Below are 20,574 nucleotides of genomic sequence, written 5' to 3'. Positions count from 1 at the left end.
GCCGCGCGCCCTGCTCACGCGGGCGGCGCGGCGGCCGGAAGCCTGTCAGGAGCAGGCGCTCTGGATCTTCGTCGTGAAGCCCTGGAGCTTGCTCGTCGACTCCATGGCCGCGGTCGGGTTCTTCGGGTCGATGGACAGCCCGTCGAAGGTGGCGGCCAGGTCGTTCAGCGCGGCGGCGAGTTCGCCGTCGTACTTGGCGGCCAGGTCCTTGACCTTCTTGGCGGCCTCGTCACCGGCGGTCTCGAAGGCCTTGGGGTCGGTGGCGACGCTGGCCATCGAGGTGGAGAACTCGTTGGAGATCTTGGTGACCTCGGTGGCCACCTCGTTGCAGTCGACCGCCTGGCCGAGGGCGCCGCAGGCGGTGGTGAGGCCGGCGAGGGAGAGCGTCGCGATCGTCATGGCGATGCGCCGGCGAACGGGAGTCATGGTGTGTTGCCCTTCGTTCTTCGTCAGGAGATGAAGGGGACATTATGGTCGGACTCTTGATCGCCGCTTGCACGACACTAACAAGGTCCTTATCTGAGCCTTATCCGTGACCCGGCCCGTCATGGGGCGGGCCGTCAGAAGGGGAGGGGCCGACCGGACGGGGTGCGCAGGTCGAGCGGGACGGGCCGGGGCGCCGGACGGGGACGGAGGACGATCCGGAGTCTCTTCACACCAGGACAGATACCCATCGGTTTGTCGTGAAGACCTCACGAGCGGGTACCGTGAGGCTGATGCTGGCGGACCCGTTCGTGCACCCGGCGCTCTTCTACCAAGGCGACCGGCACTACGTGGCTGCCACCACCGCCTTCGTCCGCGAGGGCCTCGACGGCGACGAGCCCGTCGCCGTCGCCGTTCCCGCCGCCCGGCTCAAGCTGATCGAGTCGGAGCTCGGCGCCGACGCCGCCCGCGTCCAGCTCCTCGACATGGAGCAGGCGGGCCGCAACCCGGGCCGCATCATCCCCGCGGTCCTGCGCGCCTTCGCCGACCGCCATCCCGGCTCGCACGTACGGATCATCGGCGAGCCGATCTGGCCCGGCCGCACCGCGACCGAATACCCCGCCTGCGCCCAGCACGAGGCCCTGATCAACTTCGCCTTCACCGGGCGGCACGTCACGATCCTGTGCCCGTACGACGCCGAGCGGCTCGACCCCCGCGTCCTGCACGAGGCCGCGCTGACCCATCCGGTCATCCGCGACGGGCGGGGCGAGCGGCCCAGCGCCGCCTTCGCCCCCTTCCAGGTCGTCGTCGAGCACAACCGGCCGCTCGGGGAGCCCGCCCGGTCCGACACCCTCCGCTTCGACCGCACCAACCTGGCGGCGGCCCGCACGCTCGCCGCCGACCTCGCCGCCGAGCTGGGCTTCGGCAGCACCCGGCTCGACGACATCCGCCTGGTGGTCGCCGAGCTCGGGGCCAACAGCCTCGACCACGGCGGTGGCGCGGGCCTCCTCAGGGTCTGGACCGAGGGAGACCGGCTGGTGTGCGAGGTCAGCGACACCGGTCACATCACCGACCCGCTGGCGGGCCGCCGGCCGGTCGACCCGCACGTGGCGGGCTCGCGCGGGCTGCTCATCGTCAACCTGCTGACCGACCTCGTCCGGGTGCACACCCACGCGGGCGGCACCGTCATCCGCACCTACTTCGACCTGCCGGCCGGCTGACCCCCGCGCACGCCTCGACGCCCGACCTGCCGGGGCGGCGCTCGCCGCGCGCCCCGCTCCAGGGCGAGCGGGTGGGGAGACCCGCCCGCACCCTGAGGGGGCCCGCCCTACCAGGGTCGGTCTTCGCGCAGGTCACCGCGACCGGGTCAGGGATGGGGCGACCGAGGTCGTAAGGGGCGGCTCAGGGCCGTTTCGGGCGGATCTCCGATGGTCGGCGAAGCCGCGCTCCACGAGCTTGAATGCATGAAGGCTTTGCTTGTGAGTGGATTGGCGGCCAACGCCGCCGGGGCCGGTGCGATGCTCGCCCTGCACGCCCGCGCCGGGCTCGACCCGATGTACGACGTGATCAGCACGTACGCGTTCCATCCGGACGGCTGGCTGTTGCCCACCTCGCTGACGTTGTTCGCGGTGGGCGGGGTGCTGACCGCCGAGGCGCTGCGCAGGGCCGGCGCCGGCCGCTGGGTCGTGGCGCTGCTCGTCGCCTGGTCGGTCAGCATGTTCCTCATCGGGGCCTTCCCCACCGACCGGCCGGGAGTGCCGCTCTCCTTGTCGGGCGGCATCCACCGCTACGCCGCTTTCGCCGCCTTCCTTGCGATGCCCGCCGCCGGGATGCTGCTGGCCAGGACCCGGACGCGGTATGCGAAGGCGGTGCGGGTGCTCAGCGGGATCGCGCTCGGCGCGCTGGTGCTGGTCGTGACGCCGTACGTGGTGCGCATGGTGGGCATCCCGCTGGTCGACGGCGACATCCCGGCCGGGCTGACCCAGCGGGTCGTCGTGATCACCGAGATCGGTGTGCTGGCGATCGTGGGACTGTCGATGCTCAGGCATTCGGCCGTGCGGGCCGCTCAGCGGTCCCAGGGCGGCGTGTCGCCCATCCTGGCGTAGTACTTCGCCAGGTGCGCCTTGACACGGGGGACGTCCTGATCGGGCAGGTCGACCCCGCCCCGGGCGCCGTCCACGACCGCGGCGGCGGCGATGACGGCACGCGGGGCCACCTTCAGCTCACCATCGACGACGTCGGCGATCGGCAGCTTGTACGCGCCGAACTCGTCGGCGTCGTCGCCGTCGTACCACACGTGCGCCTGCCGGTACTTCTCGTTGGGCCGGTCCTCGGCGCCCGCCCACGCGCGCACCCGCTTGTCGGCCGCGGCGGCGTCCCACTTCCGGTCACGCTCGGCCAGCGGCAGGTCCTGGAACCTCGTAACGGTCATCAGATACCTCCGAGGAGACCCCCGCCTTCAGGCGGGGCAGGAATCGGACCCTTGCGGAGCAGGGCAGGAACAGGCGATTCGCCGCCAGGCGAACCTCCGTCTATGACAACAGGCCAGCGCTCAACCGATCTCGCGATAGATTGTGAGGCGTGGCGCAGATCGTCAGGCGTGCCTACAAGTACCGCTGCCATCCGACCTCCGAGCAGGCGGATCAGCTTGCCCGGACGTTCGGCTGCGTCCGCCTCGTCTACAACAAGGCGCTGGAAGAACGCACCCGCGCCTATGCGCTGGAAGGCAAACGGGTCTCCTACGTGGAGTCCTCCGCGGCGCTGACGGCGTGGAAGAAGACGCCGGAGCTGGCGTTTTTGGGTGAGGTGTCGTCGGTGCCGTTGCAGCAGGCGCTGCGCCACCTGCAGGCGGCGTTCGCGAACTTCTTCGCCCGTCGCGCCAGATACCCCACGTTCAAGAGCAGGAAGAACTCGCGCGCGAGCGCGGAGTACACCCGCTCGGCGTTTCGCTTCCGGGACGGGCAGCTCACCCTGGCGAAGATGGACGCGCCGCTGGCGATCGTGTGGTCGCGCCCTCTGCCGGAAGGTGCGGAGCCGTCCACGGTCACCGTGTCGAGGGACGCGGCCGGGCGCTGGTTCGTGTCCATCCTGGTGGAGGAGAAGATCAGCCCGCTGCCGCCCGTCGAGCGGTCGGTGGGTGTGGACGCGGGCATTACGGCGCTGGCGACGCTCTCGACCGGCGAGAAGATCGTCAACCATCGGCATGAGCGGGCCGACCGGCGCAGGCTGGCCCGCGCTCAGCGGGCGCTCGCCCGCAAACAGAAGGGATCGAACAACCGGGCCGGGGCCCGGCTGCGCGTGGCGAAGGTGTATGCCCGGATCGCCGACCGGCGCCGGGACCATCTGCACAAGGTCACCACCCGGCTTGTTCGCGAGAACCAAGTGATCGCCGTGGAGGACCTGACCGTCCGCAACCTGGTCAAGAATCGGTCGCTGGCCCGCGCCATCTCGGATGCGGCCTGGCGGGATCTGCGGATGATGCTGGAGTACAAGGCGGCCTGGTACGGGCGCACGCTGGTGGTGGTGGACCGCTGGTTCCCCTCCTCCAAGCTGTGCTCGGCCTGCGGGACCTTGCGGGACAGGATGCCGTTGAACGTCCGGACGTGGGAGTGCGCTTGCGGGGCGGTCCACGACCGGGACGTCAACGCGGCACGCAACGTGCTCGCAGCCGGGCTGGCGGAGAGCTGAAACGCCTGTGGAGCTGGTGTAAGACCTCAACGAGAGTCCTCTCTGCGAGGCGACCGGCGGTGAAGCAGGAAGGCCAACCGGCGACGGTTGGACTCCCTTCCCTTCAGGGAGGGGAGGAGGTCACGACATGGGGCTACCCGCCTGTCGTGCGTGAAACGGGCGCGGATCGGTAGAGGAGGGGGAAACGGCTGAGGGAAGTGGTGACGATGACGATACTGATCGCCTACGACGGTTCGGAGGACGCCAAGGCCGCGGTCGCGTTCGCGGGACCGCTGCTGAAGGGGCAGCGGGCGGTCGTGCTCACCGTGTGGGAACGCGCGGTGACGGTGCCGGTGGGGCTGATGATGCCCGTCGGGCACTCGGCGGAGGAGGACGACGCGATGCGCGGGGCGATGGAGCGGCTGGCGGCCGAGGGCACCGAGCTGGCCCGCCAGGCGGGGCTCGACGCCACGCCGCGGGCCGAGATCCGCCCGGCCGCCGTGTGGTCGTCGATCGTGGAGGTCGCCGCCGAGCTCGACGCCACGCTGATCGTGACGGGCACGCGCGGCCTCGGCGGGCTCACCTCGCTGCTGGTCGGCAGCACGGCCAACCGGGTACTCCACCACGCCGACCGGCCGGTGCTCGTCGTGCCCGCTCCGAAGACCGGGTGACCGCGCACGTCGGCGGGGGGGGCGTTGTCCCGGCGGCTCGGTGGGCCTAGGCTGACGCGCACCTGGACCGACCAGCCGGTATGGAGGCGTTCATGTCCGTCAACACCGTCCGTGGCCCCGTCGAGCCCGACCAGCTCGGCCAGACCCTCATGCACGAGCACGTCTTCGTCCTGTCCCCCGAGCACCTGGAGAGCTACGGCCGGGGCGCGTGGTGGGACGAGGAGGCCAGGGTCGCCGACGCCATCGGCAAGCTGCGGGCGGTCGCGGCCAAGGGCGTGCGGACCATCGTGGACCCCACCGTGTGGGGCCTGGGCCGGTACATCCCCCGCATCCAGCGCATCGCGGCCGAGGTGCCGGAGCTGAACATCATCGTGGCGACCGGCCTCTACTGCTTCGAGGAACTGCCCCACCAGTACGAGCACCGCGGCCCCGGCCTGCTGCTGGACATGCCGGAGCCGATGGCCGAGGACTTCGTGCGCGACCTCACCGAAGGCATCGGCGAGACCGGGGTGAAGGCCGCGTTCCTCAAGTGCGTGGTCGAGGAGAAGGGGCTGCTTCCCGGCGTCGAACGCATCTGCCGGGCCGTCGCGCAAGCCCACCTGCGCACCGGCGCCCCGATCACCGTGCACACCAACTCCTTCGCCGGGACCGGGCCGATGACGCTCGACCTCTTCGCCAAGGAGGGCGTCGACCTCACCAAGGTCGTCGTCGGGCACGCGGGCGACACCAACGACCTCGACTACCTCATGCGGCTGGCCGACACCGGTGCCACGCTCGGGATGGACCGGTTCGGCCTGGACATCTACAACCCGACCGCCCAGCGGGTGGCCACGATCGCCGCCCTGTGCCGGCGGGGATACGCCGACCGGATGGTGCTCAGCCACGACGCCGCCTGCTTCATGGACTACTTCGGCGGCGCCTGGCAGGAGACCCTTGACACGCTGGCTCCCAACTGGCGCTACGATCACATTCACGATGACGTCGTGGCCGCGCTTGTCGACTCCGGGGTGACCCAGGAGCAGATCGAGCAGATGCTGGTGTTCAACCCGAGACGCTACTTTGCGTAAAGTGGTGGCATCAATCGTGCAATGCGGGTAGGTGGAGCTGGGTGACTTCGGAGCAAGCCTTGTCGATCAGCCTGGGGCTCCAGGGCCCCTGTGTCATCGCAAGGCTCACGGGGGAGTTCGATTTCGCGTCGGCCGCCGAGGTGCGCGACCGCGTGACCAAGGCCCTCGACCTCACCCAACCACCCCTGCTCGTCATCGACATGCAGGCCGTGAGCGTCTGCGACTCCTCGGGTCTCTCGGTGCTGGTCTACCTGCACAAGGCGGTCACGGCCTCCGGCGGGCGGCTGCTGCTGTCGGGGCTGAACGGCAGGTGCAAGCACCTGTTCGCGATCACGGCCCTGGACAAGTTCTTCGACATCCGCACCACGGCCGAGCTGGCCATCGCGGAGCTCAACGAGACGGGGGACACGCCGCCGTTCACGGGGTAGGCCGTGTTCCCTGACATACCCGGATATGTGTTGACCCGGTGTCCTTCGTGATGGTTAATCGAGGGGGCTGAGGCTGCTTTCGACGGGGGAAGCGGCCACTTGCCGCACTGGGGGCATCATGCGCAACCGCCTGTCCGCCTTCGTCTTATCGGCCACCCTCGCGACAACCGCCCCACCCGCCGTCGCCACCAGGCCCGCCACCGCAGCGGCCACCCTGGCGACCAGGGCCACCACCGCCGGCGCGACCAGCGCGGGCCGCATCGCGGTGACGACGACCGCGCGCCCGAAGCTCATCCGCACGAAGATCTACTTCGGCCGCTGCAAGGACACCTGCCGGATCAAGGTCCGCATCAGGAACGTCTCCCGCGAACGGCTCCACGACGTGACCCTGAACGCCCGCCTGGAGATCAACAATCGTAAGGCCGGGTCGTGCTACGACTACGTCGGCGGCATCCGCCCCAGGGCCACCCGGTGGGCCGGCTGCACGGTCCGCTCCAGCACGCTCGCGAAGCTGTGGAACCGCTGGCTGGACGGGGAGATCCGCTGGGACCGAGAGGCCCGAACGGTGGTCGCCTACGAGTACTACGCCTGACCCGCCGACGCCTGGCGGGGGCCGGCCGACCGGAAACCCGCGAGGGGAACCTCCGCCGAAGGAACGTCAGCCCGAGGAACATTCACCAGGAGAACAGAAAGAACGAAGAAAGGGAGCCAGGGGCCCGAGCCTGGCTCGGCCCCCGGCCGGTCAAGCAGTGATCATCAGGGCCAGGCCGATGAGTACCACGATCGGCACCACCCAGACCACGGCCTCGGCAGCGAACTCCTTGTACATCGGTCGATCTCCCTTGTCACACCCTTGGGGGCGGCGTACACGTCACTGCGCAGCATAGCCGCCCGTCCGCGTCTCCCGTCCAACCCACTACCACGACTCCACCGACCCACCGACCACAGCCACGGCCGCCTACGGCTGGTCGCCCTCGACACGCAGCCGGCTCAGGGCGATCCGCTTACCCAGCCCGGCCAGTGACTCGTCGGCCATCAGCCCGGCCAGGAGCGGCGCCTCCGTCTCCACCCGCTCCAGCACCTCACGATGGTCACCACTGGACCGGCTCCACGCCCGGACCACCTCCGGCATGGCCGCGATGGCCTCCTGCGACAGGATGGCCTCTCTGGGCAGCCACGACGTGAGGAACTGCGACACCCTCGCAGGGCTCCACCACAGCGGACGATCCCCCACGAACTCCACCAACTTCTCGAACGCCTCCTCCGCCCCCGGCACGCCGGGCAACCCCCGGAACGTGGAGACGACGTCGTCCGGCGCAGGACGCACGGGATGGGGCACGGCAAGCGCGCGGCCGAGCGCGAACGGCCGGACCGAGGGGAACGTGTCGGCGACCATCGCCCCCATCACCCGCTCGGTCAGCTCGAACGCGTCCAGCATCCGCCCGGCCACCACGCCCGGCTCGGCCGGGTCGAGCCGGAGGTCGTCCAGGAACTTCACCTCGTCGACCAGCGCGTCCACCGCCAGTCCGCCGTTGACCTGGTCGATGCCCACGACGAGGACGTGCGGCTCCTTGCCGTTGTGGTAGCAGAAGTGCAGCGCGGCGAGGGTCTGCTGCCCGTAGCGGTCGGCCTTGCCGTACCAGGCCCCCTCGCACGTGACCTGGCCCATGCGAGCCACCCACCCGGGCAACGCGCGCACCGCCTCCCGCCCCGCCTCGGCCCACGCCCCGAGCCCCTCGCCCCCGGACCCCTCGTCGTCGGCGTACGATCCACCACCCTGGACAGAGCCGCCGTCCTCGGCCGCGCCCCCGTCACCACCGAGACGCTCACCGGTGCCGACCCTCGCGAGGGGAGCGCCGTCGACGCCGATCAGGGCGGCGAGGGTCAGCCGCGCCTCCGTGGTGTCGGAGGCGACCAGCTCCCGCACGAACTCCTCCGCGCCACCCTGCTCCAGCCCTGCGCAGAGCCTGGCCGCCCAGAACTCGGTGCGCAGCGGTGAACGCCACCTGAGCAGGTCACGGGCCTGCGCGATCGCCGTGGTAAACGCTGAAGTGCTCACCCTCCGACCGTATCGCCCACGGCAGCCCGCCATCGGCGCACGAGTTCCGCTGGAAGCGGACCCAACCATCCGACCCGGCTCCGGGACAGCGGGGCGCCTCGATGCCCATCGCGCTGCCGGCGTCGACGATCGACGTGTTCGGCATCGGCCTCACCGAATTCATCATTGCCGGCCTGATGCCCGATATATCGCAGGACCTGGGGGTCTCGATCCCGACGGCGGGTCCGCTGGTCTCCGGATACGCTGAGATCGCGTCAATGCGAGAACCCCGTGGTTGGTCGCAGGCCTTTATAAGATGAAGCTTTCTCTTGTGCCGGCGAGTCGTCCTGCGCCGCTCGGCCAAATGAGCGCCAACGGTGGCGAGAATATCGTGACCCGAATCGGCGGTGAATCCTCCGGTCTCCGGCGAGCGCCGGAGTGGCACCGCGTGCCACGCGGGCGCCGGGCGCCCGAGGGTCGTCGTCCGCGCCCGCCATCGAAGATCGCCTGCCCCGGGTAGGCGGGCGACCACCGAGACACTAGCCGAATCAGCGGTGGAACTCCTGTCAAGTGCTGACGTTCACCCCGGCTCCCAACTGTTTTATGGGGCACCTGAGGTGAAAGTTTCCCGCTCGGGCAGCGACAACTTCTCCCCTGTCTGACAGTTGACGCTAACGGAAGCCTTGCATAGGCTCCCCGAAGAGATGGCCGCTTTAGGTCGTCGTATTTCTCGTGTTTTGGATACAGGGAATATTCACCAGTTGACACGAGCGCTTCTTTTCGGCCATCGATGAGAGCGGAGATGAGTCATGCCCTCCGAGCACCTCGCAGCACTGGAATCCGTCATCGAATCCACGATCACCCCCCAGGCGTCCGAGACGGACCGGACGGGGACGTTCCCGCGTGCCGGTATCGACGCTCTCGCCAAGGCCGGCCTGCTCGGCCTCATCAGCTCGAAGGATGTCGGGGGCCGAGGCGCGGGAATGGCCGCAGCCGCGCAGGTGATCGAACGGCTCGCGGGCGCGTGTGGCTCGACCGCGATGGTGGTGCTGATGCACTACGCGGCGACGGCCCTGATCGAGAACCACGGTGGCGAGGACGTCCGGCAGGCGATCGCGCGCAACGAGCATCTGACCACGCTCGCCTTCTCCGAGGCCGGATCCCGCAGCCACTTCTGGGCCCCGCTCGGCACCGCCACCGCTGACGGCGAGCAGGCGCGGCTCGATTCCGACAAGAGCTGGGTGACCGCGGCGGGCGAAGCGGACAGCTACGTCTGGTCGAGCAAGCCGCTGGCCGCGGACGGTCCGATGAGCATCTGGCACGTCCCGAGCCGGTCGTCCGGACTGCACGTCCGCGGTCCCTTCGACGGCTTCGGCCTGCGGGGCAACGCGTCCAACCCGATCAAGGGGGAGGGGGTGACGGTCAGCCGCGACGCGATGCTCGGCGCGGACGGCTCCGGGCTCGACATCGCACTGCAGACCGCTCTGCCGTACTTCCTCGTGCTGAACGCCTCCTTCTCGATCGGCCTGATGGAGGCGCTCGTCGCCGCGGCCCACGATCACCTTGTCGGTACACGGCTCGACCACCTGGGGCAGACGCTCGCCGAGCAGCCACTCCAGCGCGCGAGCTTCGCGCAGCTGCGCACCAAGACCGACGCCGCCCGTACGTTCCGCGACGACACCCTGGCCGCACTGGAGAGCGGGCGAGCGGATGCGACCCTGCGGGTGCTGCAGGTCAAGGCCGTGGCGGGAGAGGCCGCGGCCGAGGTCGCCGATGGTGTGATGCGGCTCTGCGGCGGCTCGGCCTTCCGCAGGTCGACGGGCGTCGAGCGGTTGTTCCGCGACGCGCTCGCGGCCCGGGTCATGGCGCCGACCACGGAGGCGCTGCAGGACTTCGTCGGCCGGGCCACGCTCGGTCTGCCGCTCTTCTAGGAGGACATGCGATGGCTCTGCTCATGGGTGCCGTGGCCTACGACCCCAAGGTCGTCACCATCTGGGGTGGATTCCGCTCGTGGTTCAACGAGCACGGCTTCCCGTTCGACTTCGTTCTCTACTCCAACTACGAACGCCAGGCGGAGGACCTGGCCAGTGGCCGGATCGACGCCGCGTGGAACTCGCCGCTCTCGTGGATCCGCAGCCGGCGCCTCGCTGAGGCCAACGGCCGGCGGCTGACGCCTCTCGTCATGCGCGACACCGATCGTGATCTCACCTCGGTCGTCGTGGTCCGTGCCGACTCGCCGTACAAGGATCTGGCTGATCTCAAGGGTGAGACCATCGCCGTGGGAGCGATCGACTCGCCGCAGGCCACGTTGCTGCCGTGCTCGTTCCTGGCTGAACGGGGATTGCGGCCGGGGGTGGACATCACCGTTCGCCGTTTCGACGTCGGCGTGGGCCTGCACGGCGATCACATCGGTGGCGAGCGGGATGCCGCACGAGCGCTGGCGGCCGGTACGGTGGCCGCGGCCTGCATGATCGACTCGAACCACCTGCTGTTCGGCCGGGAAGGGACGCTGGCGGCTGGAAGCACCCGGGTTCTGGCGCAGACTCCTCGCTTCGATCACTGCAACATGAGCGTCAGCGACACGGTGTCGGCGGAGGTCATGAGGAGGTTCGGCGACCTCCTTCTGTCGATGTCCTACGTGGACCCGCAGATACGTCCGCTGTTCGACCTGGAGGGCCTTACCAGCTGGCAGAGCGGGCGGACCAGCGGCTACGGCGCGCTGGAGGCCGCCGTCGACGAGACGTCCTTCTACAGCCGGGAGGGCGCCGTCACCGCGGCTGGGTACCAGCCGTGAGCGCATCCGCCGAGCATGTGCTCGACCTGGGCGACCTCGGTTTCGAGCAGGGGGCTCACCTGCTGGTGCAGCGAGCGCTGCGGGATCTGCCGCCCGGCGCCGAACTGGCCGTCGCGGGGCTCGATCCCGCCCTCGTCGTCCACCTGGAGGCCTGGTGCCGTTCCCAGGGCCATCGGACCCAGCGGGCCGACGAGAACGACGACGGAGTGAAGGCGTGGGTCACTCGCGGACGGACAGACCTCGACAGGTGGGCCCTCGCGGAGCGAGCCGGTGGGCCAGGGCCTGATGGCGTCGTAGCCAGGCCCCAGCTCAACTGGGGTCTGGCAGCCAGAGGAGCCCTGGTCGAGCCGGGTGGGCCTGAGATTGCCGCCGACCTGGCCGAACGGGAGCTCGTCTGGGCCGAGCTGGCCCCGAGCCTGTACGCGCACGCGGCCTCCGCGCAGTGGGATCCGGCCAAGGCCGTCCGGTGGGATGCGGAGGTCCGGCTCGCGCCCGAGATCGAGCAGGCGATCGTCCAGATCATGACGTTCTTGGTGGAGAACGAGCAGGCGGCTCTGGTGGTGCCGGCCCGCCTGCTCGCCCGCATCCACCCGCACTTTCGCGAAGTGCTCCAGCTTCTCGCCGTTCAGGCCGCTGACGAGGCTCGACACGTGGAGATCTTCACCCGCCGCGCCCTCCTCACCGGTGGGGAGATGGGCACGTCATCGGTCAGCGGCAGGGAGTCCTTGGCGACGCTGCTCACCGAGCCGGACTTCTCTCTCGCGTCGTTCCTGCTCTCGGTGCTGGGGGAGGGGAGTTTCCTCAACCTGCTGACCTTCATCGATCGGAACGCTCCTGACCCCGTCACGCGGCAGGTCGCCCGCCTGGCCCGCCAGGACGAGGCTCGGCACGTGGCGTTCGGCGTGGCCCATCTCCAGCACCAGGGCAAGGTCGACCCGTCGCTCCTGGGCCGGCTCCGCGGCGCGGTCGAGCAGCGGCATCAGACGCTCATCTCGAGCGCCGGGCTGAACCAGGATGTGTTCGACGCTCTCGTCGTGCTGGCTGCGGGGGAGTGGACCCCGGAGGGCATCCGGAGAGGCTATGCCGCCGTTCAGGAGCTTCAGGTCGAGATGGATGAGGGGAGGCAGCATCGGCTGGTCCGCCTCGGATTCCCGGGTGACGAAGCGGCGGAGCTGTCCGCGCTGCACACGCGGAACTTCATGTAGGCGTCTGACGTCGCCGCCACGGCGAACGCGGTTCGGTCGTGAGGGCGCCCGCTTCGACGCGGACCGCGTAGGTGGGCTGGTCGCCCGGGACCTGGCCGAGATAGGTGTGCCCGGTGAGGTGGCACCAGGCGGCGAGATCCAGTGGCGCGGCCGGATCGTGCGCGATCAGGTGCACCATGTCGCCCGGCGCGATGGCGCTGATGTGGTGCCGCAGCTCCATCAAAAGCACCACGCAGGAACGATGGCCTCCGTCCAGGACGCTGACGGCGGGGCCATCGTTCACTGGTCGCTGGTTTCCACGGGCAGGCCGTCCACCTGCCATTCGAGCATCCCTTCGGTCAGCCGTCGGGCCTGCAGCCCGTTGCCGGTGAGGAGGCGGACCGCCTCCGGCGCGAACACACAGTAGGCACCACGGCAGTACGCCACGATCTCCGCGTCGGCCGGGAGTTCGTTGAGCCGATCGGGCAGCTCGTCTATCGGGATGCAGACCGACCCTGGAATGTGCCCGGCGTCGTACTCCTCCTTGGGGCGCACGTCCAGAATGGTGACCTTGCCGGATGCCGCCCGCTCGAGCAGCTCGTCACGCGTGACCTCTTCCGTGTGTTCTCCCAGATAGGCCGCCACGGCCGCCTGCACGTCAGCCAGGTGTGTCGCCGCGACGTTCCGCAGCCGGGCGTAGAGCTCGACGACGTCGGTGCCCGCCAGGCTGTAGAGCACCCGCGTGCCGTCGCGCCGGGTGGACACGAGCCCTCCGTGCTTCAGCGTCTGAAGGTGCGCTGACGTGCTGGTCACGCCAAGCCCGGCGGTCTGTGCGAGGACTTCGACGCTTCTCTCTCCCTGGGCCAGCAGGTCAAGGAGCTCCAGGCGCTTCCCATGACCAAGAGCCTTACCAACGCGGGCGATTTGGTCGAAAAGGGAGGCTTTCCTGCTGGGGTCTCCCACCATATAATCCTCCAAGAAGCAATGGATCAATGGATCCATGGAGGATTGTAGCGTTCTTCTAGCTCTGTGTCCTCGTCTTTCACTGCTTCGTCAAGCGGTAGCTAGCAACATGCGTGCTGGTCCGACACGTCATCGGGGGCCTCAGGTCGGGGCTTCCCGCCTCGTGCTCGTGCAGCCAAGAGACCAACGTCCGAGTTGACGGGAGCTCTGCACCATGGCAAAGACAGTTATCGTCCTCGGGGCCGGAGTCGGCGGGCTCAACGTCGCCAGTCTGCTCCGCGAACGACTCCCCGGATCCGACAAGGTCGTTCTCATCGATCAGTCCTTCGAGGGCGCCCTCGGCTTATCGCTGTTGTGGGTGCTGCGAGGGTGGCGCAGAGCCGCCGACGTCACGGTGTGCCCGAGTCAGGACGTGCTGCACGGGGTCGAGATGGTCAAGGCGAGGGTCAGGTTGATCGAGCCGGACCGTCGAAAGGTCGTCACCGACGCGGGAGAGTTCTCCTGCGACGCCCTTGTGATCGCGCTGGGAGCCGATCTCGCGCCCACCATGGTCCCCGGGCTGGCGGAGGCGCTCGAAGCCGGGCAGGCGGAGGAGTTCTACACGCTGGAGGGCTCGGCTCGGCTGCACGACAGAGTGCGGCGCTTCGACGGCGGCCGCCTGGCCGTACTCGTGGCCGGCGTGCCCTTCAAATGTCCAGCGGCGCCTTTCGAGGGGGCCCTGCTGCTCGCTGATCTGTTACGGGAAACCGGCGCTCGGGACGACGTCTCGATCGATACCTACACTCCTGACCCGCTGCCGATGCCCGTGGCGGGACCAGCCGTCGGCCGGACACTCGTGGACATGCTGACGGCGTATGGCATCGGCTTCCACGGGCAGCGAACTGTCGAGCGGGTCGACGGCGAGGCCGGCGAGCTTCACTTCGCCGACGGGAGCCGGGAGAGCTTCGACCTCCTGGCCGCGGTGCCACCACACCGGCCGCCCGCTGCGATGAGGGGAACGTCGCTGGGTCCTTCGGGATGGATCCCGGTGGACGCCCGGACATTCACCACCGGCTCGCGCGGTGTATGGGCGTTGGGCGACGTGACGTTGCTGACCCTGCCCAACGGCAAGCCGCTTCCCAAGGCCGCCGTGTTCGCCGAGGGAGCCGCGGACGTCGTGACCAACGGGGTGCTTCGCCACCTCGGCTACGAAGCGCCCGAGCCGTGGTTCGACGGCCACGGCTCCTGCTACATCGAACTCGGGGACCACCTGGCCGCCAAGGGGGAGGGAGAGTTCCTCGCCGTTCCCGCGCCCCAGGTGACCCTCCACGAACCCTCGGCCCGGTTCCACGAGGAAAAGGCCGCCCAGGAGACCGATTGGCTCAAGCGCTGGAACGCATAGCGGTGCACAACTCCAAAGTCGATGCGAAAAGGCACGGTAGTGATGCCCTCTGACAACGTGACCACGGTGCTCGCAGAGTTCGCCCGCGTGGCAAAGGCCCTGGCTAATCCTGTCCGGCTTCACTTGCTCGACCTGCTCTCGCAGGCCGAACGCAGCGTCGAGGATCTGGCCGGTGCGGCGAAGGTACCCATCGGCAACACATCCGCGCAGCTCAAGGTGCTGCGTGACGCAGGGCTCGTGTGCAGCCGGAGGGAGGGCACCCGCATCTACTACCGGTTGGCGGGAGAAGACGTGGCGCTCCTGTATGCGAACCTGCGGAAGGTCTCGAGGAAACGCGCGCTGGAGCCAGAGATCACCCGCATGACCTCCCTGCGGGCGGTCCCCTCGGATCCGGCCATCACCAGGGAGGAACTTCTGCGGAGACGGGGCGACGGACGGACGGTGCTCATCGACGTGCGGCCGGCTGTCGAGTACCTCTCCGCCCACATCCCCGGAGCGGTCTCGATCCCGCTCGAAGAACTCCGCGTCAGGATGGACGAGATTCCCGTCGGGGTCGAGGTGGTCACCTACTGTCGAAGCTCACACTGTCTGCTGGCCACCGAGGCCGTCTGGCTGCTCAAGGCGCACGGACGCTGTGCCCGGCCGCTGGAGGAGGGCATGCTGGAATGGAGGCTGCACCGCCTGCCGGTTGAAGCCGGTCGATCCGTCGCAGGGCGGGCGCGCCCGCTACGGCCTCGTGAGTACGCGAAGTCGATGGCGCCGGGTGGGATCGCCTGACCCTTCTGACAGTTGACGCTAACGGAAGAAGGGACCTACGCTCAGGAGATCGAGCTGTACCGGCATCGGGATCGATGTCGGTTGGCGGGTGCGAGGTGCATCGTGGTGAGACACCCGCGGGCGGCCGGATCTCCGGCATACGGGGGCCGAACGGTCCTGGAAGTGGTCGCGACCTCCTCCTTCGGTGAGCCCTCCGTCGCCCGCTGGCTAGGATCGGCACCATGAGCGGAGACTTGGACGAGGTGTTGCGCGCGATCGCCGAGCCGCGGCGGCGTGCCATCCTGCGTCTTGTCGCCACGGAGGAGCTCCCCGCCGGCCGCATCGCGGAGCACTTCGACGTGACGCGGTCGGCGGTCTCGCAGCACCTGCAGGTGCTGAAGGACGCGGGGCTGATCGTCGAACGGCGCGATGGCACCAAGCGGATCTACCGGGCCAGCGAGGACGCCCTCGGCCAGCTTCGCGATGTGGTCGAGTCGTTGTGGCGGGACAGCATGATGAAGGCTCGCGAATCCGTTGAGGGCACTGATACTGGAGCGCGCGATGAGACGGCGGTCGGCTGAGCGATCTGGCAGACTTGTGCGCGTCGTCCCGACGCCTACAGAGGTCACGCCGATGAATAGCCCGACTGGGACCGGAGTAGAGCCGATCCTTCACGCTGTCAACGTGGAGGCGGACCAAAGCCGCACCTTCGGCACCTTCACCAAAAGACTCGCGACCTGGTGGCCGATCGACTCTTTCGCGATCGAGCCAGGAAAAGTGCGTGACGTCTGCCTGGAAGAATGGGTCGGCGGCCGCATTTACGAGGTCCTGGACGACGGTGCGGAGCGGGACTGGGGGCATATTCTCCGCTGGGACCCGCCGCGTATGGTCGCTTTTACCTGGGAAGTTATTCAGGGCCCCGTTTTCACGGAAGTCGAGCTTCTCTTCAAGAAACTCGGTCCCACGTTGACGCGTGTCGAGATGACCCACAGGGGATGGGAGAACCTCACGCCCCTGCTGATGGACTCCTACCTCGCGCATCAGACCGGCTGGCCCTTCATCCTGGGGCGTTTGCAGGCCGTGCTGTCCGCCTAGTGCTTGATCGAACTCCTCCTTGGCATGGTCTGCCAAGGAGGAGTTCTCTTGTTGTCGCAATGTTGCCGGTTTATGCTGTGGGAGCGCTCCGCTGAGCACTCTTTCGGCACCTGGTGGATTGTGGACGTCGTGTGCGTCTGGTAGCCGTGCTGCGACTGCGCATTATTCAAAAGATTCTTATAGGATTTGTTCACGCTGGTAGCGGTTTCGCCGCCGAAATTCTTGTTGACAGTCGCAGACGGCTGTTATTTGGTGCCTTCCAGACCTCCCTCTCTGGTAATGGGGTACGGACGGTGGCCAACCCGAACTCGCTTATTCGATCTTTTCTTCGCCGACCGCTGATGCTCGACCCCGGTGATCTCGATCTCGTCCGGCGAGGCTTCTCTCCGGCCTCTCCCGCGGTGCAGCCCAAGCTTGACGCCGTTGTGCGGAGCTTCGCGGCCGGCTACAACGCCATGATCACCGGCAGGCCGGGGGAGCAGGCCTTCCCGGACATGAGTCCGGAGCTTCGAGGCTTCGCGTTCGAAGGGGCTGCGATGAGCGCGGTCCTGCTCGACCTGCTCACCCTCACCGGCGGCCGGCGGCTCGCGACCCTCCACCGTCATGCGGGCCGGCGCTACGCGCACCTGATCCACGTGGGAGCCGGTTGGGCGTTCGCCCGCCTCCACGTGAGCCCGTGGACCGCGATCCGAGCCCACCAGCCTGTACTGCGGTGGCTCGCCTGGGACGGCTGGGGCTTCCACCAGGCCTTCTTCCGGCCCGAGGCCGTCTTCGACGGCCAGGTGGAGCGTTCCGCGAGAGGTGCCGTGCTCTCCATCCGCGACCAGGGGACCGGTCGGGCACTGTGGTTCTACGCCGGAGCGGATCCCGCGCGCATCGCCGATGTGATCGGCGGATTCCCCCAAGGCCGGCGCGCCGACCTCTGGGCGGGCATCGGACTGGCCGCCGGCTATACGGGAGCCCAGCCGGCCGACGTCCTGGAGCGGCTCCTGCAGGTCTCGGACGGCTATCACGACCACCTGGCACAGGGGGCAGCGTTCGCCGCCAAGGCTCACTGCCTGTCGGGAGTCGTCACCTCTGAAGTGGCGAGCGCGGTCAAACTCCTCACCGGCGCGGAAACCGACGTCGCGGCCGCGTGGACCGACACCGCTCTGGCCGCTGTCAAGACAGCCGAGGACAGCCCGCAGACGTACGAGCGCTGGCGCGCAGGCACCCGCCACGCCTGGTCCCTGCACTCGGGAGGCGGAGAACGGTGAAGCATCGTCTGAGGTCCCGCCTGGCGCAGATCCTGGCACTTGTGCTGGTCGTCACCGGCTGGCAGTTGTCCCGGCCCTTCGAGGCGTCGCCAGAGACGGTCGCGTCGCTCGCGCAGCGGTTCTCGTTCGAAAAGCACCCGCTGAACACGGCGGCCACCACCCGGGGCATCCGAACGGTGGCACCCGCGTACCAGAGGATCGATCACTGGATCTCCTCGCTGGGAGCGGCCGTGGCGCTCGCGGACCTCGACGCGAACGGTCGCTCGGACGACATCTGCCTGGTCGACCCGCGTGACGAATCAGTGCGCCTGCAGCCGGTGCCCGGCAGCGGGAACAGGTTCGCCCCCGTCGAACTCAAGCCCACGGGTTTGCCCTACGACGCCACCATGGTGCCGATGGGCTGCGTCCCCGGCGACTACAACGAAGACGGCGAGGCCGACACGCTCGTCTACTTCTGGGGACGTTCGCCGATCCTCTATCTCAGAAAGGCTGACCCGCTCACGGCCGCGTCCTTCGTTCCGCAGGAACTCGTCCAGCCGTACAAGGTCTGGAACACCAACGCCGTGGCGCTCGGTGACTTCGACGGCGACGGCCACACCGACGTGGCGATCGGCAACTACTTCCCCGACGGCGCCAGAGTGCTGGACCCGAAGGCCGTGCAGCCCGAACTGCAGATGCAGGACTCCATGTCCGGCGGGTACAACGCGGGCCACAACCGGCTGCTGCTCTGGCAGGACGCCGGCGACGGAACCGCCCCTCGAGCCCGCTTCGCCGAATCCGCCACGGCGTTCTCGCCGGAAATGGAGAACGGCTGGACACTCGCCCTCGGCGCCCAGGACCTCAACGGTGACGGACTTCCGGACCTTTACGTCGCCAACGACTTCGGCCCTGACCGGCTGCTCAAGAACGTCTCGACGCCGGGCCGTCCTCGCTTCGAGCTCGTGGAAGGGGTACGGCACTTCACGACTCCCAAGTCGAAGACCCTCGGCCTCGACTCCTTCAAGGGGATGGGCGTCGCCTTCCCCGATCTGAACCAGGACGACGTTCCCGACATGGTGGTCAGCAACATCACCGAGGACTACGCGCTGCACGAGAGCAACTTCGCGTGGGTCAGCCAGAGCAAGAACGTCTTCGAGGGCGGCACGGCGCGCTACGACGATCACAGCGAACCCCTCGGAATCTCCCGCTCCGGCTGGGGCTGGGACATCAAGACCGGCGACTTCGCAGGGGACGGTCAGACCCAGATCATCCAAGCCACCGGTTTCATCAAGGGCACCACCAACCGCTGGCCGGAGCTGCAGGAACTGGCGATGACGAATGACGAGTTGCTCATCGACCCGGCGATGTGGCCGCGCTTCACCTCGACCGATGATCTCTCAGGCGCCAACCCGAACCGGTTCTTCGTCAAGGGGCCGGACGGCCGCTTCATCGACCTCGCCTCCCGGCTCGGCGTCGAGAACCGAGGACCCAGCCGAGGGCTGGCCCTCGCCGACACGGACCACGATGGGCGGCTCGACTTCGCGGTGGCCAACCAATGGCGCCAGTCCCACTACTTCCACAACAACCGGAGCACCACCCATCCCTTCCTGGGGCTGCGGCTCGTCCGCCCGACGACCCAATGCCGGGGGCCCGCACGCGGCGGCACCTCCCCTGCCATCGGGGCCACCGTCAATGTGCGGTCGGGGGCGGCGGGGGTGCGAACGGCGCAGGTCTATCCCGCCGGCGGCCACGCAGGGGTCTCGTCTCCGGAAGCCATGCTCAGCCTGACCGACGGCACCACAACCGCGGACGTGACCGTCCAGTGGCGTGACATCTGCGGTGCCTGGCACAGCGCCGATGTCAAGCTCGCGCCAGGCTGGCGCACTCTCCTGCTCGACACCGATGGAACAGCACGGGAGATCACCCGATGACAGGCAAGCCAGACCCCCGGACGAGCGCGCTGCGACGGTTCGCCATCTCGATCACCGCCTTCAACATCCTGGGCCACACGCTGCTCGGATTCGAGCAGGCCTACGCCACGCCCATCGTCGCCCTGGCCGTCGCCTACATCCTCGAACTCGGCCTGGAGAAGGTCGACGCCGTCACCAACGGCCGGCCCGTGAAGTACGCCGGTGGCTTGCGCAATCTCGCGGACTTCCTGCTGCCGGCGCATATCAGCGCTCTGGCCTGTGCCATGCTCCTGTACGCGAACGACAGGCTGATGCCGGTGATCTTCGCTGTCGTGGTGGCGATCTCCAGCAAGCACCTGATCCGGGTCCGGCTCCGCGGGACCTACAAGCACGTGCTCAACCCGTCCAACTTCGGCATCGTCGTCGTGCTGTTGCTGTTCCCCTGGGTGGGGATCGCACCCCCGTACCACTTCACCGAATGGGTCAGCGGACCGCTCGACTGGATCATCCCCGTACTGATCCTGGCGTCGGGCACGATGCTCAACGCCATGCTCACCAAGAAGATGCCGTTGATCCTTGGCTGGGTGGGCGCATTCGCGGCTCAGGCGGTCATCAGGACCGCAATCGACGGAACCGCCACGGTGACCGCGCTGACCGTCATGACGGGCACCGCTTTCATCCTGTTCACCAACTACATGATCACAGATCCGGGGACGACGCCGGTCAAGCCTGGTCGGCAGGTCATGTTCGGCATCGCCACCGCGACGGTCTACGGCCTTCTGGTTCACGTGCACATCGCCTTCGGCCTGTTCTTCGCCCTGGTCATCGTCTGCGCCCTCCGCGGCGCCGCACTCGCCGTCGTTTCGCTGCGGCAGCGCAACCAGGGGTCCCAGCCCGGACTCGCCACCCCGATCGCCGCTTCCGGCCTGGTCACCGGCTCTGCCGCGAACAGGATGTGACCTC

The 20,574-nt window shown here is 68.5% G+C and carries 22 protein-coding genes and 1 pseudogene; 18 read left to right on the top strand and 5 right to left on the bottom strand.

Features of this window, described 5'->3' with window-relative positions; all coding sequences use genetic code 11:
• Positions 1 to 45 precede the first annotated feature (45 nt).
• Positions 46 to 426, bottom strand: a complete 381-nt coding sequence (locus FHU36_RS38180; RefSeq protein WP_185089015.1) for a DUF8711 family protein — start codon at positions 424 to 426, stop codon at positions 46 to 48.
• 290 nt (positions 427 to 716) lie between these two features.
• Here FHU36_RS38180 and FHU36_RS38175 point away from each other — a divergent pair, with 290 nt between their 5' ends.
• Positions 717 to 1,643 carry an anti-sigma factor RsbA family regulatory protein gene (locus FHU36_RS38175; protein WP_185089014.1) on the top strand — a complete coding sequence of 309 codons (927 nt, stop codon included), beginning with the start codon at positions 717 to 719 and terminating at the stop codon, positions 1,641 to 1,643.
• A 243-nt stretch (positions 1,644 to 1,886) separates the two neighbouring features.
• Complete coding sequence (locus FHU36_RS38170) at positions 1,887 to 2,528, top strand: DUF998 domain-containing protein (protein WP_185089013.1); 642 nt, start codon at positions 1,887 to 1,889, stop codon at positions 2,526 to 2,528.
• Here FHU36_RS38170 and FHU36_RS38165 read toward each other — a convergent pair.
• Positions 2,489 to 2,854 (bottom strand): hypothetical protein, encoded by a 366-nt coding sequence (locus FHU36_RS38165; protein ID WP_185089012.1) that lies wholly within the window; start codon positions 2,852 to 2,854, stop codon positions 2,489 to 2,491. The two genes, FHU36_RS38170 and FHU36_RS38165, sit on opposite strands and share 40 nt — an antisense overlap.
• Positions 2,855 to 3,003: 149 nt before the next feature.
• On the opposite strand from FHU36_RS38165, the pseudogene FHU36_RS38160 reads away from it, so the two are divergent.
• The 5 genes and pseudogenes from FHU36_RS38160 to FHU36_RS38140 all read left to right on the top strand — a co-directional run bounded on the left by FHU36_RS38160 (position 3,004) and on the right by FHU36_RS38140 (position 6,847).
• A pseudogene (locus FHU36_RS38160) lies at positions 3,004 to 4,283 on the top strand (RNA-guided endonuclease InsQ/TnpB family protein).
• A gap of 33 nt (positions 4,284 to 4,316) precedes the next feature.
• A complete protein-coding gene (locus FHU36_RS38155) occupies positions 4,317 to 4,760 on the top strand; it encodes a universal stress protein (protein WP_185089010.1) in 444 nt (147 codons plus the stop codon).
• 92 nt (positions 4,761 to 4,852) lie between these two features.
• Entirely contained in the window at positions 4,853 to 5,827 is a 975-nt protein-coding gene (locus FHU36_RS38150) for a phosphotriesterase family protein (protein ID WP_185089009.1), read from the top strand.
• A 41-nt stretch (positions 5,828 to 5,868) separates the two neighbouring features.
• Positions 5,869 to 6,255 (top strand): STAS domain-containing protein, encoded by a 387-nt coding sequence (locus tag FHU36_RS38145; RefSeq protein ID WP_185089008.1) that lies wholly within the window; start codon positions 5,869 to 5,871, stop codon positions 6,253 to 6,255.
• Positions 6,256 to 6,373: 118 nt separating this feature from the next.
• Positions 6,374 to 6,847, top strand: a complete 474-nt coding sequence (locus FHU36_RS38140; RefSeq protein ID WP_185089007.1) for a hypothetical protein — start codon at positions 6,374 to 6,376, stop codon at positions 6,845 to 6,847.
• Between the two features lie 366 nt (positions 6,848 to 7,213).
• Here the strand turns inward: FHU36_RS38140 and FHU36_RS38135 are convergent, their stop codons facing one another.
• On the bottom strand, positions 7,214 to 8,314 hold the full coding sequence (locus FHU36_RS38135; protein WP_185089006.1) for a hypothetical protein: 1,101 nt from the start codon (positions 8,312 to 8,314) through the stop codon (positions 7,214 to 7,216).
• A gap of 101 nt (positions 8,315 to 8,415) precedes the next feature.
• On the opposite strand from FHU36_RS38135, the gene FHU36_RS38130 reads away from it, so the two are divergent.
• The 4 genes from FHU36_RS38130 to FHU36_RS38115 all read left to right on the top strand — a co-directional run bounded on the left by FHU36_RS38130 (position 8,416) and on the right by FHU36_RS38115 (position 12,292).
• Positions 8,416 to 8,613, top strand: a complete 198-nt coding sequence (locus FHU36_RS38130) for an MFS transporter (RefSeq protein WP_185089005.1) — start codon at positions 8,416 to 8,418, stop codon at positions 8,611 to 8,613.
• Positions 8,614 to 9,102: 489 nt separating this feature from the next.
• On the top strand, positions 9,103 to 10,224 hold the full coding sequence (locus tag FHU36_RS38125) for an acyl-CoA dehydrogenase family protein (RefSeq protein WP_185089004.1): 1,122 nt from the start codon (positions 9,103 to 9,105) through the stop codon (positions 10,222 to 10,224).
• An 11-nt stretch (positions 10,225 to 10,235) separates the two neighbouring features.
• On the top strand, positions 10,236 to 11,087 hold the full coding sequence (locus FHU36_RS38120; protein ID WP_221497274.1) for a phosphate/phosphite/phosphonate ABC transporter substrate-binding protein: 852 nt from the start codon (positions 10,236 to 10,238) through the stop codon (positions 11,085 to 11,087).
• On the top strand, positions 11,084 to 12,292 hold the full coding sequence (locus FHU36_RS38115; RefSeq protein ID WP_185089003.1) for a ferritin-like domain-containing protein: 1,209 nt from the start codon (positions 11,084 to 11,086) through the stop codon (positions 12,290 to 12,292). The genes FHU36_RS38120 and FHU36_RS38115 overlap by 4 nt, the downstream gene beginning before the upstream one ends.
• On the opposite strand, the gene FHU36_RS38110 is transcribed toward FHU36_RS38115, so the two are convergent.
• The gene (locus FHU36_RS38110) at positions 12,285 to 12,524 is read right to left on the bottom strand and encodes a sulfurtransferase TusA family protein (protein WP_312892122.1); all 240 of its coding nucleotides are present in this window, start codon (positions 12,522 to 12,524) and stop codon (positions 12,285 to 12,287) included. The genes FHU36_RS38115 and FHU36_RS38110 overlap by 8 nt on opposite strands.
• A gap of 47 nt (positions 12,525 to 12,571) precedes the next feature.
• Entirely contained in the window at positions 12,572 to 13,273 is a 702-nt protein-coding gene (locus tag FHU36_RS38105; protein ID WP_246503219.1) for an ArsR/SmtB family transcription factor, read from the bottom strand.
• A gap of 175 nt (positions 13,274 to 13,448) precedes the next feature.
• Between FHU36_RS38105 and FHU36_RS38100 the strand changes: the two genes are divergently transcribed.
• The 7 genes from FHU36_RS38100 to FHU36_RS38070 all read left to right on the top strand — a co-directional run bounded on the left by FHU36_RS38100 (position 13,449) and on the right by FHU36_RS38070 (position 20,570).
• Positions 13,449 to 14,615 carry an NAD(P)/FAD-dependent oxidoreductase gene (locus FHU36_RS38100; protein WP_185089001.1) on the top strand — a complete coding sequence of 389 codons (1,167 nt, stop codon included), beginning with the start codon at positions 13,449 to 13,451 and terminating at the stop codon, positions 14,613 to 14,615.
• A gap of 57 nt (positions 14,616 to 14,672) precedes the next feature.
• Positions 14,673 to 15,392, top strand: coding sequence for an ArsR/SmtB family transcription factor (locus FHU36_RS38095; protein ID WP_312892121.1), 720 nt, complete (start codon positions 14,673 to 14,675; stop codon positions 15,390 to 15,392).
• 221 nt (positions 15,393 to 15,613) lie between these two features.
• On the top strand, positions 15,614 to 15,952 hold the full coding sequence (locus tag FHU36_RS38090; protein ID WP_185089000.1) for an ArsR/SmtB family transcription factor: 339 nt from the start codon (positions 15,614 to 15,616) through the stop codon (positions 15,950 to 15,952).
• 103 nt (positions 15,953 to 16,055) lie between these two features.
• Positions 16,056 to 16,466 carry an SRPBCC domain-containing protein gene (locus FHU36_RS38085; RefSeq protein WP_185088999.1) on the top strand — a complete coding sequence of 137 codons (411 nt, stop codon included), beginning with the start codon at positions 16,056 to 16,058 and terminating at the stop codon, positions 16,464 to 16,466.
• Positions 16,467 to 16,597: 131 nt separating this feature from the next.
• Positions 16,598 to 17,722: a DUF1702 family protein gene (locus FHU36_RS38080; RefSeq protein WP_185088998.1), complete on the top strand. Its 1,125-nt coding sequence runs from the start codon at positions 16,598 to 16,600 to the stop codon at positions 17,720 to 17,722.
• Positions 17,719 to 19,632, top strand: a complete 1,914-nt coding sequence (locus tag FHU36_RS38075) for a CRTAC1 family protein (RefSeq protein WP_185088997.1) — start codon at positions 17,719 to 17,721, stop codon at positions 19,630 to 19,632. Before FHU36_RS38080 ends, FHU36_RS38075 begins: the two co-directional genes overlap by 4 nt.
• Positions 19,629 to 20,570, top strand: coding sequence for an enediyne biosynthesis protein UnbU (locus tag FHU36_RS38070; RefSeq protein ID WP_185088996.1), 942 nt, complete (start codon positions 19,629 to 19,631; stop codon positions 20,568 to 20,570). Before FHU36_RS38075 ends, FHU36_RS38070 begins: the two co-directional genes overlap by 4 nt.
• Positions 20,571 to 20,574: the final 4 nt, after the last annotated feature.

Source organism: Nonomuraea muscovyensis, assembly GCF_014207745.1.
GTDB lineage: Bacteria > Actinomycetota > Actinomycetes > Streptosporangiales > Streptosporangiaceae > Nonomuraea > Nonomuraea muscovyensis.
This window is presented reverse-complemented; position numbering and strand designations above follow the sequence as displayed.

Bases quoted from the DNA above. Each gene is read 5' to 3' on its own strand.
- FHU36_RS38140 (WP_185089007.1), top strand. From the start codon at position 6,374: ATGCGCAACCGCCTGTCCGCCTTCGTCTTATCGGCCACCCTCGCGACA.
- FHU36_RS38090 (WP_185089000.1), top strand. From the start codon at position 15,614: ATGAGCGGAGACTTGGACGAGGTGTTGCGCGCGATCGCCGAGCCGCGG.
- FHU36_RS38155 (WP_185089010.1), top strand. From the start codon at position 4,317: ATGACGATACTGATCGCCTACGACGGTTCGGAGGACGCCAAGGCCGCG.
- FHU36_RS38150 (WP_185089009.1), top strand. From the start codon at position 4,853: ATGTCCGTCAACACCGTCCGTGGCCCCGTCGAGCCCGACCAGCTCGGC.
- FHU36_RS38100 (WP_185089001.1), top strand. From the start codon at position 13,449: ATGGCAAAGACAGTTATCGTCCTCGGGGCCGGAGTCGGCGGGCTCAAC.
- FHU36_RS38175 (WP_185089014.1), top strand. From the start codon at position 717: ATGCTGGCGGACCCGTTCGTGCACCCGGCGCTCTTCTACCAAGGCGAC.
- FHU36_RS38130 (WP_185089005.1), top strand. From the start codon at position 8,416: ATGCCCATCGCGCTGCCGGCGTCGACGATCGACGTGTTCGGCATCGGC.
- FHU36_RS38070 (WP_185088996.1), top strand. From the start codon at position 19,629: ATGACAGGCAAGCCAGACCCCCGGACGAGCGCGCTGCGACGGTTCGCC.
- FHU36_RS38125 (WP_185089004.1), top strand. From the start codon at position 9,103: ATGCCCTCCGAGCACCTCGCAGCACTGGAATCCGTCATCGAATCCACG.
- FHU36_RS38170 (WP_185089013.1), top strand. From the start codon at position 1,887: ATGAAGGCTTTGCTTGTGAGTGGATTGGCGGCCAACGCCGCCGGGGCC.
- FHU36_RS38165 (WP_185089012.1), bottom strand. From the start codon at position 2,854: ATGACCGTTACGAGGTTCCAGGACCTGCCGCTGGCCGAGCGTGACCGG.
- FHU36_RS38105 (WP_246503219.1), bottom strand. From the start codon at position 13,273: ATGGATCCATTGATCCATTGCTTCTTGGAGGATTATATGGTGGGAGAC.
- FHU36_RS38180 (WP_185089015.1), bottom strand. From the start codon at position 426: ATGACTCCCGTTCGCCGGCGCATCGCCATGACGATCGCGACGCTCTCC.
- FHU36_RS38120 (WP_221497274.1), top strand. From the start codon at position 10,236: ATGGCTCTGCTCATGGGTGCCGTGGCCTACGACCCCAAGGTCGTCACC.